Origin of the sequence: Marinomonas maritima (assembly GCF_024435075.2) — a bacterium.
In the GTDB taxonomy this organism is placed as follows: Bacteria; Pseudomonadota; Gammaproteobacteria; order Pseudomonadales; family Marinomonadaceae; genus Marinomonas; species Marinomonas maritima.
On record NZ_JAMZEG020000001.1, the window covers coordinates 644,591 to 661,424 of the forward strand.

Consider the following 16,834-nt stretch of genomic DNA (forward strand, 5'->3'; position numbering starts at 1 on the left):
AGCTAGGCATCTGGTACACTTCTGCGCAAATTATTTTTTCTTTGCTGTTTACTTAGTGGCAAAGGTTGTTGAGGTTTTTTTATTATGGCTACCGAGCTAGAACTTAAGTTAATGGTTCAGTCTGAGTATCTCAAGTCCGCAAGTGACTTTCTTGATGGAATTTGTGGACTTTCTGATACGGACGGGCAATCCCGTCAGCCAACTCTGACGTTAATGAACGCGTACTTTGATACCGAAGAAGCGAGTTTGATGCAGGCCGGAATGGCGCTGCGTATTCGTGCCGTTAATGATCAATTTATCCAGACAGTAAAAACCCGTGGTAGTAGCCGTGTTGGTATGCATGCTCGTGGGGAATGGGAATGGTTTTTGCCTAATGATCAGTTAGATTTATCGTTATTAAAAGAGGTTCCACTACCAGAATCATTACAAAATATGTCATGGGGCAGTAAGCTGATTGAAGTTTACCGAACGGATTTTGAGCGACAAGTGTGGAATATTGTTGCTCCAGAAACCAAGATGGAAGTGGTGTGCGACCAAGGACTGGTGACGTCGCCTTATGGTGAGGACTCGATTTGTGAGTTGGAACTAGAGTTAAAAGACGGTAGCGAAGCAGGTTTGTATGATTTTGCTTTGCAATTAGCTGAGCAGGTTCCAGTGCAGGTTAGTATTGTCTCAAAAGCTCAAAAGGGCGTTCGATTGAAATATGGACAAATCGAATTCCCTAAAAAGCCACTCAATACAACGAATGAAATTGAATTAGCCGCGTATTGGTTTGAAGTGTGGCTAGTGTATTGGGAAGCAATGTATTTTATGAAAGATGAGGCTCTGATGCAGCCATTTCGTCATTCTATGTCGCAGTTGAAAGTGTGTTTACCGAGCGAAATGGCTCATATACTCGACTCTTTAGATAACGAATTAGAGCAGCGCTTACTGGAAGAAGAGTCCTTGCTGCTGGGGTCGTTAGCTGGCATGAAATCCATTGGTTTGGCGATGCTACGAGTTGGGCAATGGTTAAATAGACAGGCGTTTTAGCTTTTTCGTATTGAATAAACAGTTTTTGTTCGAAAAATAAGCAGATATTTTTTTGTAAAGGAAGGCTTCTTTGATACCACCGAATTTGAATCCAAACTACACACTTTTCTGTGAACAATCCAAGCAACGTTCTTTGTTATTAGAGCAAGTGCAAGAGGCCAGACAAAGACAAAGCCTTGATCGACTACATAAAGATCAAATTGCCCAATTAGAGCCATTGTGGGTGTTAAGTGATTATTTACATCATCAATTCATGCGGTTTCCGCATTGGTTAGACGATGTATTGATATTGGATAGCTTGCCTGAGCGACCGTCTAAAGAAGCATTAATGTCAGGTGAGGCGCTTTTCTCTTATGAATCGGCAGCGTGCCCAAATATGCCTCAAGAGCATATGGACGAAGCCAGTTTTGTGAAGCGCCTGCGTTTGTATCGACAGTGGTGGATGGTTCGCCTGATCGCTTTAGATATTCAACAACGCCTTTCATTGACCGAGCTGACGCATCGTTTGAGCGGATTAGCCGATGCTTGTGTTAACGCGAGTCTAGGTTGGTCAGAGCAGCAGTATCTTTCCTTGTATGGTCAGGCGTTGGATTGTAATGGTCTTCCTCAGTCGATGATTGTGATTGGAATGGGGAAGTTGGGAGGGAATGAGCTTAACCTATCATCCGATATTGATTTGATTTTTGCTTTTCGAGACCATGGCGATACACAAGGCGGTAAAAAAAGTCTGTCCAATCAGGAATACTTCACAAAATTAGGTCAAAAACTGATTCAGCATTTAGATCAAGTGACCGCCGATGGATTTGTCTTTCGCGTAGACATGCGTTTACGGCCTTTCGGTCAGTCTGGCGCTTTAGTGTTGAACATGGATTCACTTGAAAATTACTATCAAGACCAAGGCCGAGACTGGGAACGATACGCCATGATTAAGGCGAGAGTCATGTCGGGTAATGCGTTGGATGTTCGTGAATTTGAAGCTTTGCGTAAACCCTTTGTTTACCGTAAATACCTAGATTTTGGAGCGATAGGCGCGCTACGTGATCTTAAGCAGATGATCGCCAAAGAGGTTCGTCGTAAAGACATAGAACATAATATTAAGTTGGGTGAAGGGGGCATTCGTGAAGTAGAGTTTATCGCTCAAGCATTGCAAATATTGCATGGCGGTCGAGATCAAGGCTTGCAGACACCGGCGTTATTAAAGGTGTTGCCTTATCTTGTTAAGCAAGATTATTTATCTGCCCAAAAGGTCGATGAATTACGTGAAGCCTATTTATTATTACGACGAACGGAACATGCTCTGCAAGCTGTAAACGATGAGCAAACCCAGTTATTACCAAAAGATGACATGTCGCGTACGCGCATTGCCTTGATGGTTGGTTTTGCTTCTTGGCAGGAATTGGACACGCGTTTGTGGGAAGTGCGTAAAAACGTGCATCGCTCTTTCGTGGCATTAATTGATGATAGCGAAGAGAGTAGTGAAGAAGTAGACAGCCAGAAAACATGGCGGCTGTTGATCAAGCGACCAGAAGATAGAGAAGCAATACTGGACGCAATAGAATTGATTGCTTGGCAAGATAAAGAGGTGAACGTTACGCGCATCACTCAGTTGCTTAGCTCGCGTAATGTGGTCTTTATGCAGCCGATAGGACAAGAGCGTCTGGCTGTTTTCTTAGCCGCACTCATGTTTAAACTGACGGAGGAAGTGAATCCCGACTTAGTGTTAGAGCGAGTATTTCCTATTTTAGAAGCGGTACTTCGACGCACTGCGTATCTGGTTTTATTATGTGAAAACCACACCGCATTGATGCACCTTATTCGCTTATGTCGGGAAAGTGTGTGGTTTACTGAGGCGATTTCGACAACACCCGCTTTACTAGACGAATTATTGGATGCCAATACGCTATTCTCTCCGCCAGACAAAGACATGCTGGTGGAAGAACTTCAGCAAATGCTATTGCGTTTACCGGAAGACGACGAAGAAGCGCAAATGGACGCCATGCGCCGTTTTCGACGTTCTATTATTTTACGTATTGCAGCGTGTGACATCACTGAGATATTGCCGGTGATGAAAGTGAGCGATCACTTAACTTGGTTGGCCGAAGTGTTATTAGAGCAAGTACTCCAACAGTCTTGGCATTATTTGATTAAGAAACATGGCTTTCCCGTGAGTCAGGGAGAGGCCGCCCAAACGCCACAATTGGCCATTATTGGCTATGGGAAATCAGGTGGTTGGGAATTGGGTTATGATTCCGATCTGGATTTGGTGTTCATTCATGATGCGCAGGCGTCAGGCAGTACGGATGGCAACCGTAGTATCGATAATTTAACGTTTTATACACGTCTTGGTCAGCGTTTAATTCATATGATTACCAGTTTTACGGCGGTGGGTCGTTTGTATGAAGTAGACATGCGGCTTCGGCCTTCTGGAAACTCCGGTTTGTTGGTGTCCAGTCTAGATGCTTTCAATGATTATCAGCAAAAAGAAGCGTGGATTTGGGAGCATCAAGCACTTACCCGTGCGCGTGGGTTGGCTGGAGAACCTAATTTGTTGGCTAAATTTGAAGATTGTCGTAAAGAAATTATTGCATCCGTTCGTGACCGTAATGAGCTAAAAACTGAAGTCATCAAAATGCGTGAAAAAATGCGCGCCCACCTTGATACCGGTGGTAAAGAAAAAGGTTTCGACCTAAAGCAAGGCGCTGGTGGCATCATAGATATTGAGTTTATGGTGCAATACTTTGTGTTAGCGTGGTCATACAAATACCCAGAGTTAATGCGCTTTTCAGATAATGTTCGCCAATTAGAGGCTGTTGCTTTTGTCGGCTTGCTCGACGCGGATCAGGCTGAAAAAATGATTGATAATTACACTCTGTATCGGTCTCGTGCACACCGATTGAGCTTGCAGCAGCAAGGTCGTGTGATTCAAGACGATGCATTAGTCGATAGTCAGACCTTAGTGAGTCAATACTGGGACAGCTTTGTAATGACTGATGATACCAAAACGTAGATCTAAGCGTAAAAAAGGTGTTCGTAAATTGATCAAAGTATGTCTATACTTAATGTAATTGATGCTTTTTGGCATTGAGCGATTTTTTGAAAATTATATTGTTAAGTTCATGATAGTGAATAAATAGGGGGAAAAATGCCTAGTATCAATGGTATGAGTAGTCCTGCAATGGATTATGCAAGTGAAGCCTACAGTGCGAGCTTAGCGAAAGTAGCTCAGCAGCAAAAAGCGGAACAGGACCTTGCGCTGATAGAAGAAGCAACAAAAAGCGTGACGCCGGCTGCGAGCAGCGGATCACATACAACAACGGATAATCTTGGTCAAAATATCAATATTAACGTTTGATGTAAGTTGTTATTCAGCATAGTTTGAAACAAAAAAAAGCCCCTCAGAGTAAGATTTGAGGGGCTTTTTTATCGTTTAATATTAGTCAGTGTGTTTGTTGGTCGTCTCGATATAGCGGCTATCTTCATCTGGCAAAGGTTTATTATCAATGACTGCTTCGAAAGCTTTTAATCGTTTATATATTGAAAGTAATTCGACCAAAGTCGTCCAAGAGTTGATTAGGTATTGAAACGAATTCTCCACTTGGTTGAAGGCGTTCATGACACGCTGCATGACCCCTAGAGTAAATGCACCAGCGATAATAGAAGGGGCTAATACTATTAAAGGAACAAATTGCCCAACGTTTAAGTAACCATAACGCACGACATTGAAATACAAGTAGTTAGCGTATAATCGGAAGTAGTTTTTACGTACATTAGCAAACAGCTCGTCAAGAGTGATGGGGGTTGCCCGGTCGACATGATCTTCCCCATAAACCAACTCTTTTCGGTAAGCGGCTTCGACACGTTGGTTCTTAAATTCTAATCCGGGAAGTTTTATCCCCGCTAAAGCAAGTAACAAGGTGCCAAAAATTGACCAAACAATGGCGGTAAAAACCAAGGCTTGGGGCACTTCTCCGATCAGGGGAAGTGTTTTTACGTATCCGGATAATCCCCATAAAATGGGTAAAAAGGCAATCAATGTCATCACGGACCTTAACAGGCTAACGCCTAAGCCTTCGACAATAGAGGCAAAGCGCATGGTGTCTTCTTGAATGCGCTGTGACGCACCTTCAATATGACGAACTTGATCCCATTTTGATGTGTAATAACTTGTCATGGCGGTGCGCCAGCGAAAGACATAGTGGCTGATAAAGAAATTGCTTAGCACTGACACAGTGATAGCAACCAATATAATGACCGCCACAGTGGATAGTTGGGCGTAATAGCTCGACAATGGAATGCTGTTTGGCTCTGCTAACGCCTTTTGAATGAGGTCGTAGAAGGAGCCATACCACTCATTGAGCATGACGCTTACTTGCACTTGAAACCATGTGATGAAGACAATGAGTGCCGATCCTAGCACCGACCATTTAGCCCACTTTTGTCCGCCGTAAGCGATCCAAGCGCTGACGAAAATCAGATAACAAAGTATCATGTACTGGTATAGCCAAATATCTAATGCTGTTTTCTGTGCACTTTGAAAAGCGGCTTGAACGGCAGCGTCCGCACCTTCGGTTAAGGCGTCAGGAAAATGAATGCCGAATAGTGAACCTAAACTTAAACTGGCGCCAACGTCTTGGACAATGAAATACCAACCAAGAACACAGGCTAGCGCCCATAAAACAAAGCTGAGAAAGAAGAGCTTAGGGTTTGGAAAGAAGGATTGAAACACAGTTTAGTTTCTCTACATTAATTGAATGGTTTATAAGTCATTGGAGTACGCTGACTTAATAAATGTCGGTGAAGCAGCTTAAACCAGTCATGAGATAAGCACAATCAAACAGATTTTAAGTAAGCAGTAAAAAAACGATAATCATCATGAGAGTGGATGGTTTTGTAGCATTACTGAGTGCTACTCTGCAGAATCATGAAAAAGGAGCCTTACATGAGTCAAATAGAAGTATATTTAATCCGTGCTTTTTCCATTTCAGGTCAGGGGGGGAATCTGGCAGGGGTAGTGTTAGACGCTGATCGGTTAACTGACCAGCAGAAGCAATCTATTGCAAAAGCCGTTGGTGTTTCAGAAACGGCTTTTATTAGTCGGAGTGCCATGGCGGACTATTTACTTTCTTTTTTTACACCGACGACTGAAGTCGATTTTTGTGGTCATGCAACGTTAAGTGCTTTTTGGTTACTGCATCATTTAGAACTCATATCTGCGGGGGAATATCAGCAGGAAACGAAAGCGGGTATTTTGCCAGTAGAAGTACTGCTAAATGGTGATGTTTTGATGAGCCAGAGTCTTCCTATTTGGTTCTCTGAGTTTAACGCAGAAGAGATTGCTCCCATGCTGGGGATTCAGCCATCGCTTATTATTCAGTCCGCATTGCCGATTCAAGCGATGTCTACTGGATTGATGGATGTACTGATACCGGTTCCCTATGGAGTTTTGGATTGTTTAGATATTGATAGCGATGCAATAAAGCGTTTCTGTCAGCTGCATCATTGTGTTGGTTTTCATGTGTTTGAAATGAACCTGCCAGAAGCACCTTACACCGCAAGTTGTCGAAACTTTGCGCCTGCGGTTGGGATACCAGAAGAATCAGCTACTGGAAGCTCTAGCGGTGCGTTGGCTTGTTATTTGAACCGGCATTTTGGTTATCATCACGCGGTGTTTGAGCAAGGCCGTGCTATGCAGATGTCATCACGTATAGTGACGCAATTATCTCTGAGTAATAGTGAACTGACGCGGGTTCAGGTCGGCGGTGAGGGGGCGTTTTATAAAAAAATTACGGTTGAAGTGTGACCGAAGTATAAAAAAATCGGGCCGTAGCCCGATTTTTATTATTTTACTGTGTGCTGATATACCTAAGCCACTTTGTTATTTGCAATCACTGTAGCAATTGCTTTATCAAGACGAGCAAGGCCATCAGCGATATCTTTTTCTGTAATAATAAGTGACGGTGCCAAACGTAAAACATTTGGGCCCGCAACTAGGACAAATAAGCCTTCTGCAGCCGATGCTTTGACAATCTCACCCGCTTTGCCAGCCAAACTGTCAATAACTTCTGCGCCGATTAAAAGCCCCATGCCACGAATGTCTTTAAAGACATGGTGCTTTTCATTGATGGCTTTTAGGCCTTCAACAAATAGATCATGGCGTTTAGCCACGCCCGCTAGTACTTCCGGTGTATCGATGATATCAATAACGGCTTCTGCAATGGCACAAGCCATTGGGTTACCACCATAGGTGCTACCGTGTGTGCCGAAAGCCAAACTTTTCGCAGCTTCTTTTGTCGCAAGCATCGCACCAACTGGGAAACCATTACCTAACGCTTTCGCCGTGGTTAATACGTCAGGGATGACTCCTAGTTGTTCGTAGGCGTAAAGAGTCCCTGTACGGCCAACACCAGATTGCACTTCATCATAAACCAGCAGAGCGTTGTGTTTATCACACAGCTCTCGAACTTGTTTAGCAAACGCTTTGTCTGCTGGGATAATGCCGCCTTCCCCTTGAATAGGTTCCATGACAACCGCACAGGTTTTATCTGAAATCAGAGATTTCAGCTGTTCGATATCATTGTAGTCACAATGCTTAATACCACCTGGAGTCGGTTCAAAACCTTCCTTGTATTTAGCTTGTCCACCCACAGAAACGGTGAATAATGTGCGACCGTGGAACGACTTATTAAAGGCAATGATTTCGTGTTTTTCTGGGCCAAAGTGATCAAACGCGTAACGACGAGCGAGTTTAAAAGCCGCTTCGTTGGCTTCTGCTCCACTGTTTGCAAAGAAGACACGATCAGCAAAGGTTTTTTCTGTTAGCTTTTTCGCAAGTCGTAATGCTGGCTCGTTTGTCATGACATTGGCTAAATGCCAGATTTTTCCAGCTTGCTCGCGCATGACATTGACTAAAGTAGGGTTGGAATGACCCAATGCAGTAACAGCAATGCCGCCTGCAAAATCGATATATTCTTTGCCTTCTGTGTCCCATACGCGAGAGCCTTCACCACGTACAGGGATGATTGCTGACGGCGCGTAGTTAGGCACCATTACGTCATCAAAGGTTGCTCTCGTTACTTGTTGTGTCACTTTTTTATCCATCTTCAAAAAAGACCTCTTAAAAATAGGCGGCCGAAGCGACGGCCGCCTTTGATTTATATCAGATTTCTTAACTCACGAATAGCGACAGTGACCATGGCAAGCGTTAATTCACTTTCGGCTTTTATTTCACTAAAAGACGTACGGTAATGCTTGATACTGTCGCTGTTCGACTCGCGCCAATGAGTTAAACGTTGGTCCAGTTTTTTGATATCCGGACTGGATTGAATAACCTCTTGAGTGAGGGTTCTTAAACTATTATCTACTTCGTCACCTAATCCTGCTTTTGCACGTCTTTGCCACATGTCATCTGCAGATAACTCGCTGGCTTTATGACGTAACCAATGCAGTTCTAAGTCCATTTCAAGGGCAAAGTAAGTTTGGGCGACATCTAAGACTTCTGTTTCTGTATTTGCTGCAACACGAATAATATCTAATCCGTAGAACAGGTAAGGCAGAGACGAGAGTTTTTCTGCAACGTCTGCTGGAATGTTTTGAGCAACAAGTTCTGCTGCAATATCAGCCAAATGTGCTTGGCTGGATTCCGTTAAGATCGCTTGCATATTGGCTCGAATAATATCAACACCAGGCTTATAAGTGTCTTTCAAACGCTGGATTGATAGGCTTTCGCGTGTGTTTCTTAATAACCAAAGTGTTGCACGCTCAAGCAAACCTTGAACTCGAATCAGTAAGCCATTCAATATGTCATTTGAAACAGCAAAGTCTAGGCCATTAATTGCATCCCACAGTGTTGGAATACCAAAAATGTCTTCTGCGGCCATGTACGCACGCACTACGTTCAAAGAAGACGCGCCGGTCTCTTCTTGCATATAGGTGCTGAAGGTTGGCCCCATTCGGTTGCCTAGGTTGTTTGTCACATGTCCGGCAATAATTTCTTGGATCAGCGGGTGTGACGCCATTTGACCGCCAAAGTGTTTCGTTAACTGTGTTGGGAAGTATTCGTTAATTTGAGTGGTCAAATCAACGTCTTCACCAATACCGTCTTCTACTAGTTGCTCAGACAATTTGATTTTTGAGTAGGCTAATAGAACTGAAATCTCAGGACGAGCTAGACCTTGCCCTTTATTCAAGCGTCTTTTTATTTGGGTATCGCTTGGTAGATATTCAATTTCACGATTTAGGCGGCCCTCTCTCACAAGTGACTGAATTAAGCGCCAGTGATCCGCCAAACGCTCAGGTGCTTGAGCATTTGCTAAGGATAAAACATGGCTCTGACCACGGTTATGGCGTAATACAAGGCTACCGACTTCATTCGTCATTTCCGCCAGTAAGCTGTTACGTTGCTTTTCGGTCAAGTCTCCATTTTCCACCACACGGTTTAATAGAATCTTGATGTTTACTTCGTGGTCTGAGCTGTCTACGCCGGCAGAGTTGTCGATGGCGTCAGTACTGATTAAGCCACCTTTTTGAGCAAATTCAATACGTCCTAGTTGTGTTAATCCGAGGTTGCCGCCTTCGCCAACAATTTTACAACGTAGCTCTTTGCCGTTTACGCGCAGTCCATTGTTTGCACTATCGCCAGCATCAGCATGAGATTCACCCTCAGACTTCACATAAGTACCGATACCACCATTCCAAAGAAGGTCGACGGGGGCTTTCAAGATAGCGTTGATTAAATCGATTGGTGGCATCGACTTGATGTTGCCTTCGATACCTAGTGCCTTACGAATGTCAGCGTTAACTGGAATCGACTTCGCTGAGCGATTAAAGATACCACCGCCTTTTGAAATAAGGTCTTTGTTGTAATCTTCCCAAGATGAGCGAGGCAATTTGAACATGCGTTCGCGTTCAACAAAAGAAGTTGCAGCGTCAGGTGTTGGGTCAATGAAGATATGCATGTGGTTAAAGGCTGCAATCAAACACGTATGTTTAGACAACAGCATGCCGTTACCAAATACGTCACCAGCCATGTCACCGATGCCAACCGCTGAAAAATCGGATGTTTGACAGTCAATGCCAATTTCTTTGAATTGACGTTTGACTGATTCCCAAGCACCACGGGCTGTGATACCCATTTTCTTATGGTCGTAACCATTAGAACCACCAGAAGCGAAAGCGTCGCCTAACCAGAAGCCGTATTTTGCAGAAATACTGTTGGCTAAATCGGAGAAGGTGGCGGTTCCTTTATCTGCAGCCACAACCAAATAAGGATCATCTTCGTCGTATCTAAGAACGGATAGCGGTGGAACCACTTCGTTTTGTACTAGGTTATCGGTAATGTCCAGTAAGCCACTAATAAACGTCGTGTAACAACGAATCACTTCCGCTTGCACTTCTTCACGAGACGCATTCTTTTTCAATTGTTTCGCGACGAATCCGCCTTTTGCACCAGATGGAACAATAACGGCGTTTTTGACCATTTGTGCTTTTACTAAGCCAAGGACTTCGGTACGGAAATCTTCCATACGATCAGACCAACGAAGTCCACCACGAGCCACTTTACCGCCGCGCATGTGAATACCTTCAACCCAAGGTGCATAAACGAAAATCTCGAATTTCAGTCTTGGCAATGGCACAGCAGGAATCATTGACGGATCAAGTTTGAAAGAAACGTAGTCTTTAACATTGCCTTCTGGACCAGCTTGGTAGAAGTTGGTACGTAACATCGCCTGAATCACAGATAAATAGTGTTTCAGGATGCGGTCTTCGTCTAAATTGGCGACTTGATCCAGCTCTGCGGCTATTTTGTCTAGTATTTTTTGTACTTTTTCACCGCGCTTTGCTTCTTGGCTAGGATCAAAGCGTTGTTCGAATAGCTGTACCAGTAGACGGGCAATGCCTGCGTTTTTCTCAAGCGTTTGCTGCATATATTGCACAGAGAAAGGTACTTGTAATTGCATCAAATACTTGGTCAATGCGCGTAACATGGTAACTTGACGCCATGTCAATGAAGCGCTTAACACTAAGGCGTTAAAGCGATCATTTTCAACGCGACGGCTGAATACTTGGTTGAAAGCATCTTGGAAAGCTTCACGCTGTGAATTTTTTTCAAGATTGACATCAGCATCAACGCTAATAGCAAATTCAACCACCCAGGTGTTCGCCGAGCCGTCACTATTTTGATCCAATTCGTATGGGCGAGCTTCTAATACTCGAAGCCCCATGCATTCCAAAATAGGCAATACGTCAGACAAAATAAGTGTCGTACCGGCACCGTATACTTTGAAAAAATAATTGTTTTTTGTCTGCCCAACTTGGCGATAAATATGCGTTGAAATATCGCCTTCATCACCTAACTGGCCTAAGCGTTCAATGTCTAACACGGCCGCATTGGGTGAGAAGTCTTCTCGGTAAGCCGCTGGTAAATAAGGAACATAGTCATTAAATAAAATGTTGCCGCTTTCTTCGCCGTGGCTTTTATGGAGAGCGTTTAGTAATTTGTCTTCCCATGAACTCATTGCATCTTGCATCTTACGCTGAATGTCTTCTGCGTCGATGGTTGGGCTCTGTTTAGGGTCTGCAATTTGAATGGTGAAGTTGACTCGGGCCAAAACAAGTTGCGAGAACTGAACATTGAATTCAGAGCTAGTACCGTTGCAAGCGCTCATTAAGATTTCTTGCATCTTCATACGCAGTTCTGTGTTGTAACGATCTCGCGGCACGTAAACTAATGCATTTAGGAATCGGCCATAGATGTCTTTACGGAGGAAAACACGTAGCTGACGGCGCTCTTGAATGGCTAGAATGCTTTCAATTGTGCCGAAAAGCTCTTCTACCGGCGCTTGTAACATTTCATCACGAGGGTAGCTGTTTAAAATATGTTTAAGGTTTTTGCCTTTGTGGCTATTTGGATCCACATCGGCTTTTTGGACGATGATATCCAATTTTTTGCGTAATAACGGAATATCTTGCAAGCGAGCAATGTAGGCGGCAGACGAGTACAAGCCAAAGAAGCGCCATTCGCCAACCACATTGCCTGTTTTATCGAAGCGTTTGATGCCTAGGTAATCAAGGTGAACAGGGCGATGGACGGTGGAAATAGCCGTCGACTTAGTTAAAATTAGAATGTTACTACTGTCTATCGCGAGTTTGGCAAGATTGTCGTGTAAAACGATGTCGCGTTTTACTTTTTTGTCATTAATGTCACGGAAAGTTCCTAGACCAGAACCATCGACTAATTTGAGATGTGTTTCTTTACCTTCAATAGAAAGGTCATAGGCGCGAAAGCCAATAAAGGTAAAGTGATCATTGGCTACCCAGCGTAAGAAATCCAGAATTTCTTGGTGTTCCTCATTGCCTTTTAAATGGACTAGCTGTTCTGACTCGCTAATTATTTCACTTAATCTTGTTTTCATTTTTGGCCAATCGGCCACGGTTTTATTTACATCGACTAAGCTTTTAAGTAGTTCTTCTTTAATGTCATCAAGTAAGTTGATATCAGATAAGCGATCTATTTCAAATCGCATTAACGCTTCTTGTGACTTAGAAGCAGGGTTGATGCTTTGAAGCTCGCCTTTCTTGTTACGCTGTGCAGGGACAACAGGGTGAGCTGTCATGTGAATAGTATGACCAAGGCGAACAAGCGCCATGCTAAAAGACGATACGAGAAAAGGCATATCATCCGTTAGAATTTCTATTACTGTATGGGTAGATTGCCAGCTATGCTCTTCGTAGTTTGGATTGTACACACGAATTTTTGGCTGGTTTGTTGGACGTTGTTGCAAAAAATCCCATAGGCAAATGATCGTGCCATATAGGTTCTCGATGGATTCGCTAACTAAGTCTTCCGTTAGAGAGTCCTGGAAGTAAAGGCGCGCAAGTTGAATCAAATCATTTGCTTCGGCGGCGTTAAAGTTTCCGTTTATTTCTACTTCAACGCGTTCAATTAATTCGTTTTTTTTGTAATCAGTCATTAGAACTCATCCCTCATGAGTGGTGTTCTTAATAAAACTAGCTGTAAATGCAATTTTTCGAAAGTATTGGGTTCGGACTCTGTGTACGATTATTATGAAAAAATGACTCCTTTGATAGCTACTAACTTATCTAATAGCGACATGTTGTTATCATGTTTGGTTAATTGGACTAAAAAAGTCTTGCTCAATATGAAAAAAACCTTTGTTATCCATTTTAAACGAAATAAACTCCTTTTTTGCCTATAGTTCGCAGGATAATATTTTGTACAAGACCGAATTCGCATCAAGAGAAATCATGCAGGCAAGCAAAAAACCATTAAAATACGGTTTTTTGCTTTTACCTCACTATTCTATGTTAGGTTTTTCATCTGCCATTGAGACATTGCATATGGCAAATTGGGTGACAGGAAAAGAGCTTTATTCTTTTTGTACTATCAGCCATGAATTAAGAGAAACACCTTCAAGTACGGGGGTTACAACGGTTTCAGATTATCTGACAAGTGAAGCCCCAAGTGATTTGGATGCTATTTTTGTCTGTGGTGCCTCTCCTGTGATAAAAAACGAAAGTCAGACTTTAGAAAATTGGATAAAAAAACAAGCAAAAAGAAGTGTAGGCTTGGGTGGTGTTTGTACTGGAAGCTATTTATTGGCAAAAGCAGGGCTGTTAGATGGCTATCGAGCGACGATTCATTGGCGCAGTCTTGCGAATCTACGGGATGAATTTTTGCAAACGATCGTCTCTAATCACCTTTTTGAAGTGGATAGAGATCGTTATACTTGCAGTGGCGGCACAGCAGCCATGGACATGATGTTGTTCCTCATTGGTAAGCAGCATGGTATGTCTTTAGCGAGTAATATATCTGAGCAGTTTGTTTGTGAGCGAATTCGTACGCATGAAGACCCACAAAGAATTCCTCTACAGGCTCGTATTGGTACCGGTCAGCCAAAGCTTGTCGAAGCTGTGCAACTAATGGAAGCGAATATTCAGGAACCACTGTCGTCTGACGACATTGCTTACCATGTTGGGGTGTCTAGACGTCACCTAGAGCGGCTCTTCAAGGGCAATTTAGATATAGTGCCGTCTCGTTACTATTTAGAATTGCGTCTACAACATGCTAAGCAATTGATTGTTCAGACAGATAAAACAATTACAGAGGTTGGTTTGGCGTGCGGTTTTGGTTCTGCACCTCATTTTAGTACAACCTACAAAGGTTTTTTTGGCATATCGCCGAGAGAAGAGCGTAATAAATGCCATAATAAAAGCCCAACTCTTGTTCAAATGGACAAGAAAAAGAGGCGGCTTTGGAAAAAGTAACTTAAAATATGGGCTGCATTATTCTTAGCGTGATTCTTGTATTCTACTTGATAGCGTAAGCAGGCGGCCTTCATAGGTTAAGTGTTGTGTTGTTATTACGTTAAAAATAATAAGTTATATAATATAAAAAAAAGGTAGAGAACATGTCGAAAGTCCCGGCGTTAGAGCTTATTGATATTCACAAAACGTTTGGTGATATTGAGGTGTTGAAAGGTATTTCTCTAAAAGCCTATGATGGCGATGTCATTTCAATTCTTGGCTCCAGTGGCTCAGGTAAAAGTACGTTTTTACGTTGTGTTAATTTGCTTGAAAATCCAACTAAAGGTGACATTGTCTTTAACGGCAATAAACTTGATTTGATCCAAGGTGAGTCAGATTTAGTGGCGAGCAACATGAAACAACTTACTCAAATGCGTCAGCAGATTGGGTTTGTGTTTCAAAGCTTTAACTTATGGCCTCACATGACAATTCTACAGAATGTGATGGAAGGGCCACTTCATGTGCTAAAACGACCTAAGCATGAAGTTGCTGAGTATGCAGAGCACCTATTGCGTAAGGTTGGTATCGCTGAAAAAAAGGATATGTATCCGAATCAGCTGTCAGGTGGACAACAACAGCGAGTGGCCATTGCTAGAACATTAGCAATGGACCCTCAGGTTATTTTGTTTGATGAGCCGACGTCTGCTTTAGACCCTGAATTGGTGGGTGAAGTGCTTGGCGTTATGCGCAACCTAGCGGAAGAAGGGCGTACTATGCTGATCGTGACTCATGAAATGAACTTTGCTCGCGAAGTATCTAGTGAGGTAGTGTTTCTGCATCAGGGTATAGTGGAAGAGAAAGGAACACCGGGGCAGGTCTTTGGCGCGCCAAAATCTGAGCGTTGCAAAGCGTTTATATCCAGTGTTTTTTGAGCAAAAAATACACGATTATTAAATTAATAAAAATACAAAAGTAATAATGACTAAATACATAAATATACCTAAGGGGATTACAATGAAATTGAAAAAAATGGTTTTAGGATCAGCTCTTTTGCTAACAGCGGCACTGTCATCAGTATCATCGCAAGCGGCAGAAAAAGTGCGTTTTGTGACTGAAGGTGCTTGGGCACCATTTAACTTTATTGATTCATCAGGAAAGCCGCAGGGATTTGATGTTGATATTGCTCGTGCGCTTTGTGCAAAAATGTCAGCGGATTGTGAGATTGGTACGCAAGATTGGGATGGTTTGATCCCAGGTCTAAAAGTACGCAAATTTGATGCGATTATTGCGTCTATGTCGATCACTGAAGAGCGTCTTAAAGTGGTAGATTTCACTAATAAGTACTATTCAGGCGGTTTGCGTTTTATGGGGCGCGTTGGTGAAAAATTTGACCTAGCAAACCTTGAAGGTAAAACAATAGGTGCGCAACGAGCGACTTTGGGCGCTCAATTTTTAGAAGATAATTTCACTGATAAAGCGGATCTGAAATTTTACGATAATCAAGATAATGTTTATCTAGATCTTGAATCTGGTCGCTTAGACATTGTTCTATCTGATGAGTTGCCAACGTATAACTGGTTAAAAACATCAAAAGATGGTGCTAAATTTGAGTTTAAAGGTGGCGCGTTCATGAAAACTGACAACATTGCTATTGCCATCCGTAAAGGTGATACAAAGTTGAAAGAGCAATTGAACAAAGCACTTGATGAAATTTTGGCCGATGGTACTTACCAGAAAATCAATGCTAAATACTTCCCGTTCTCTATCTACTAAGCGTAGATATTTCTTAGAGTTTCTCGATGCTTTGTCATCGAGAAACTTACTTTAAGCTTACTCTGAGAAAAAACTATGATTGATCTTCATGGATTCGGTGGTCAGCTGCTGCAAGGTGCTGTTATTACCTTAGAGCTAGCGCTGTCTTCACTGTTTGTTGGTTTAATTCTGGGATTATTAGGCGCGTCTGCCAAATTATCTACTATCAAAGCCATCCGATGGGTTGCTCATACCTATACCACCATCATTCGTGGTATTCCTGAGTTATTAACAGTTCTTATCATTTACTTTGGTGCAACCACTGTATTGATGGCGATAGCGGGTTTATTTGGGTACGACGAATATATTGAGGTTGGAGCATTCGCCGCTGGCGTTACGGCACTCGGTTTGACTTTTGGTGCTTATGCAACAGAGGTGTTTCGAGGTGCTTTACAGTCTATTCCAAAGGGGCAGCATGAAGCGGCAACCGCTTTGGGGATGGGAACCATTCGAAAGTTCTACCGTATTATTTTGCCACAGGTATGGCGAATTGCCTTGCCTGGGCTTGGGAATTTATTTCTTGTTTTGCTGAAAGATACTGCACTGGTCTCCGTTGTCGGGTTAGAGGATATAATGCGTAAAGCCAATATCGCCGTGAGTAGTACCAAACAAGCATTTTTGTTTTATTTGGTGGCTGCGTTTATGTATTTGGCTTTAACCATTATTTCTATGGTGTTTGTTTCCTATATGGAAAAACGCGCAAGCCGTGGTTTAACGAGGGGATAAC

At 42.8% G+C, this 16,834-nt stretch carries 11 protein-coding genes; 8 read left to right on the forward strand and 3 right to left on the reverse strand.

Features of this window, described 5'->3' with window-relative positions:
- Nucleotides 1-84: 84 nt before the first annotated feature.
- From M3I01_RS03165 to M3I01_RS03175, 3 genes are all read left to right on the forward strand, one after another.
- Nucleotides 85-1,032, forward strand: coding sequence for a CYTH domain-containing protein (locus M3I01_RS03165; protein ID WP_255894130.1), 948 nt, complete (start codon nucleotides 85-87; stop codon nucleotides 1,030-1,032).
- Nucleotides 1,033-1,102: 70 nt separating this feature from the next.
- Nucleotides 1,103-4,039 carry a bifunctional [glutamate--ammonia ligase]-adenylyl-L-tyrosine phosphorylase/[glutamate--ammonia-ligase] adenylyltransferase gene (gene glnE, locus M3I01_RS03170; protein WP_255894131.1) on the forward strand — a complete coding sequence of 979 codons (2,937 nt, stop codon included), beginning with the start codon at nucleotides 1,103-1,105 and terminating at the stop codon, nucleotides 4,037-4,039.
- A gap of 135 nt (nucleotides 4,040-4,174) precedes the next feature.
- Nucleotides 4,175-4,384 carry a hypothetical protein gene (locus tag M3I01_RS03175; protein WP_255894132.1) on the forward strand — a complete coding sequence of 70 codons (210 nt, stop codon included), beginning with the start codon at nucleotides 4,175-4,177 and terminating at the stop codon, nucleotides 4,382-4,384.
- An 81-nt stretch (nucleotides 4,385-4,465) separates the two neighbouring features.
- Here the strand turns inward: M3I01_RS03175 and sbmA are convergent, their stop codons facing one another.
- Nucleotides 4,466-5,758, reverse strand: a complete 1,293-nt coding sequence (gene sbmA, locus M3I01_RS03180) for a peptide antibiotic transporter SbmA (protein WP_275564913.1) — start codon at nucleotides 5,756-5,758, stop codon at nucleotides 4,466-4,468.
- A gap of 213 nt (nucleotides 5,759-5,971) precedes the next feature.
- Here sbmA and M3I01_RS03185 point away from each other — a divergent pair, with 213 nt between their 5' ends.
- Nucleotides 5,972-6,832 (forward strand): PhzF family phenazine biosynthesis protein, encoded by an 861-nt coding sequence (locus M3I01_RS03185; protein ID WP_275564914.1) that lies wholly within the window; start codon nucleotides 5,972-5,974, stop codon nucleotides 6,830-6,832.
- Between the two features lie 62 nt (nucleotides 6,833-6,894).
- Here M3I01_RS03185 and M3I01_RS03190 read toward each other — a convergent pair whose 3' ends face one another.
- Both M3I01_RS03190 and M3I01_RS03195 read right to left on the reverse strand, forming a co-directional pair.
- Complete coding sequence (locus M3I01_RS03190) at nucleotides 6,895-8,130, reverse strand: aspartate aminotransferase family protein (RefSeq protein WP_255894134.1); 1,236 nt, start codon at nucleotides 8,128-8,130, stop codon at nucleotides 6,895-6,897.
- A gap of 53 nt (nucleotides 8,131-8,183) precedes the next feature.
- Complete coding sequence (locus M3I01_RS03195; RefSeq protein ID WP_255894135.1) at nucleotides 8,184-13,001, reverse strand: NAD-glutamate dehydrogenase; 4,818 nt, start codon at nucleotides 12,999-13,001, stop codon at nucleotides 8,184-8,186.
- Between the two features lie 295 nt (nucleotides 13,002-13,296).
- Between M3I01_RS03195 and M3I01_RS03200 the strand changes: the two genes are divergently transcribed.
- The 4 genes from M3I01_RS03200 to M3I01_RS03215 all read left to right on the forward strand — a co-directional run bounded on the left by M3I01_RS03200 (nucleotide 13,297) and on the right by M3I01_RS03215 (nucleotide 16,833).
- On the forward strand, nucleotides 13,297-14,316 hold the full coding sequence (locus M3I01_RS03200; protein WP_255894136.1) for a GlxA family transcriptional regulator: 1,020 nt from the start codon (nucleotides 13,297-13,299) through the stop codon (nucleotides 14,314-14,316).
- A 143-nt stretch (nucleotides 14,317-14,459) separates the two neighbouring features.
- The gene (locus M3I01_RS03205; protein ID WP_275564915.1) at nucleotides 14,460-15,227 is read left to right on the forward strand and encodes an ABC transporter ATP-binding protein; all 768 of its coding nucleotides are present in this window, start codon (nucleotides 14,460-14,462) and stop codon (nucleotides 15,225-15,227) included.
- An 82-nt stretch (nucleotides 15,228-15,309) separates the two neighbouring features.
- A complete protein-coding gene (locus tag M3I01_RS03210; RefSeq protein ID WP_255894138.1) occupies nucleotides 15,310-16,068 on the forward strand; it encodes a transporter substrate-binding domain-containing protein in 759 nt (252 codons plus the stop codon).
- A gap of 75 nt (nucleotides 16,069-16,143) precedes the next feature.
- Nucleotides 16,144-16,833 (forward strand): ABC transporter permease, encoded by a 690-nt coding sequence (locus M3I01_RS03215; protein WP_255894139.1) that lies wholly within the window; start codon nucleotides 16,144-16,146, stop codon nucleotides 16,831-16,833.
- The last annotated feature ends 1 nt before the right edge of the window (nucleotide 16,834 follow it).

What these genes read in the sequence shown, in the direction of transcription:
- M3I01_RS03165 (WP_255894130.1), top strand. Translation starts at nt 85, where the DNA reads ATGGCTACCGAGCTAGAACTTAAGTTAATGGTTCAGTCTGAGTATCTC.
- M3I01_RS03175 (WP_255894132.1), top strand. Translation starts at nt 4,175, where the DNA reads ATGCCTAGTATCAATGGTATGAGTAGTCCTGCAATGGATTATGCAAGT.
- M3I01_RS03185 (WP_275564914.1), top strand. Translation starts at nt 5,972, where the DNA reads ATGAGTCAAATAGAAGTATATTTAATCCGTGCTTTTTCCATTTCAGGT.
- M3I01_RS03190 (WP_255894134.1), bottom strand. Translation starts at nt 8,130, where the DNA reads ATGGATAAAAAAGTGACACAACAAGTAACGAGAGCAACCTTTGATGAC.
- M3I01_RS03195 (WP_255894135.1), bottom strand. Translation starts at nt 13,001, where the DNA reads ATGACTGATTACAAAAAAAACGAATTAATTGAACGCGTTGAAGTAGAA.
- M3I01_RS03200 (WP_255894136.1), top strand. Translation starts at nt 13,297, where the DNA reads ATGCAGGCAAGCAAAAAACCATTAAAATACGGTTTTTTGCTTTTACCT.
- M3I01_RS03205 (WP_275564915.1), top strand. Translation starts at nt 14,460, where the DNA reads ATGTCGAAAGTCCCGGCGTTAGAGCTTATTGATATTCACAAAACGTTT.
- M3I01_RS03210 (WP_255894138.1), top strand. Translation starts at nt 15,310, where the DNA reads ATGAAATTGAAAAAAATGGTTTTAGGATCAGCTCTTTTGCTAACAGCG.
- M3I01_RS03215 (WP_255894139.1), top strand. Translation starts at nt 16,144, where the DNA reads ATGATTGATCTTCATGGATTCGGTGGTCAGCTGCTGCAAGGTGCTGTT.